Raw genomic sequence first — 1,095 nt, forward strand, 5'->3', positions numbered from 1 at the left:
CCAGCCGCGAGCGTAGCCTCGCCGGCGTGCGTCGCGTTTCCAAGCCCGGTCTCCGGGTTTACGCGAAGTCCACCAACCTGCCCAAGGTCCTCGGAGGCCTCGGCGTGGCCATCATCTCCACGTCGTCCGGTCTGCTCACCGATCGCCAGGCGGCCAATCAAGGAGTAGGCGGGGAAGTCCTCGCCTACGTCTGGTAAGGGAGGCCACCACAATGTCGCGTATTGGAAAGATTCCGGTCACCGTCCCCGCGGGCGTTGACGTCACGATCAGCGGCCAGGATGTCACCGTCAAGGGTCCCAAGGGCACCCTCGCGCTGACCATCTCCGAGCCCATCGCAATCGAAAAGGCAGAGGACGGCTCGCTGAGCGTCACGCGCCCCGACGACGAGCGTCGTAGCCGCGCGCTGCACGGTCTGTCGCGGACCCTGGTTGCGAACATCATCACCGGTGTCACCGAGGGTTACACGAAGAAGATGGAGATCCACGGTGTTGGTTACCGTGTGGCACTGAAGGGTAAGGACCTCGAGTTCGCGCTCGGCTTCAGCCACCCGGTGCCGATCGAGGCTCCTGAAGGCATCACCTTCGTCGTCGAGTCGCCCACCCGGTTCTCGGTGTCCGGCATCGACAAGCAGAAGGTCGGGCAGATCTCGGCCAACATCCGTCGTCTCCGTCGTCCGGACCCGTACAAGGGTAAGGGCGTGCGTTACGAGGGTGAGCAGATCCGCCGCAAGGTCGGAAAGACGGGTAAGTGATATGAGCCAGACTGCAAACCAGAAAGCCAAGCGGATTCCGCTGGGCAAGGATGCGTCCACCAAGCGTCGTCTCTCGAAGACGCGTCGTCACTTCCGTCTCCGCAAGAAGGTCTCCGGCACGCCCGAGCGTCCCCGCTTGGTCGTCAACCGGTCCTCGCGCCACATCCACGTCCAGCTCGTGGACGACCTGGCCGGCCACACCCTGGCCTCCGCGTCGACCATCGAAGCAGACGTGCGCGTGGCAGAAGGCGACAAGAAGGCTGCGAGCGCGAAGGTCGGTCAGCTGATCGCCGAGCGCGCCAAGGCTGCCGGCGTGGAAGCAGTTGTCTTCGACCACGGCGGAC

At 64.6% G+C, this 1,095-nt stretch carries 3 protein-coding genes; all 3 read left to right on the forward strand.

What is annotated here, in order from left to right; translation table 11 throughout:
* Nucleotides 1–197 (forward strand): 30S ribosomal protein S8 (gene rpsH / locus ABT116_RS49495; protein WP_351648256.1); only part of this gene is annotated, 197 nt, incomplete at its 5' end.
* Nucleotides 198–211: 14 nt separating this feature from the next.
* The gene (gene rplF / locus ABT116_RS49500; protein WP_003940970.1) at nt 212–751 is read left to right on the forward strand and encodes a 50S ribosomal protein L6; all 540 of its coding nucleotides are present in this window, start codon (nt 212–214) and stop codon (nt 749–751) included.
* Between the two features lies 1 nt (nt 752).
* A partial coding sequence (locus ABT116_RS49505) for a 50S ribosomal protein L18 (RefSeq protein ID WP_351648262.1) occupies nt 753–1,095 on the forward strand: 343 nt, incomplete at its 3' end.

Origin of the sequence: Streptomyces sp. NPDC002130 (genome assembly GCF_040296465.1) — a bacterium.
Lineage (GTDB): Bacteria > Actinomycetota > Actinomycetes > Streptomycetales > Streptomycetaceae > Streptomyces.

Coding starts and splice junctions, on each gene's coding strand:
- rplF (WP_003940970.1), top strand. CDS start 212: ATGTCGCGTATTGGAAAGATTCCGGTCACCGTCCCCGCGGGCGTTGAC.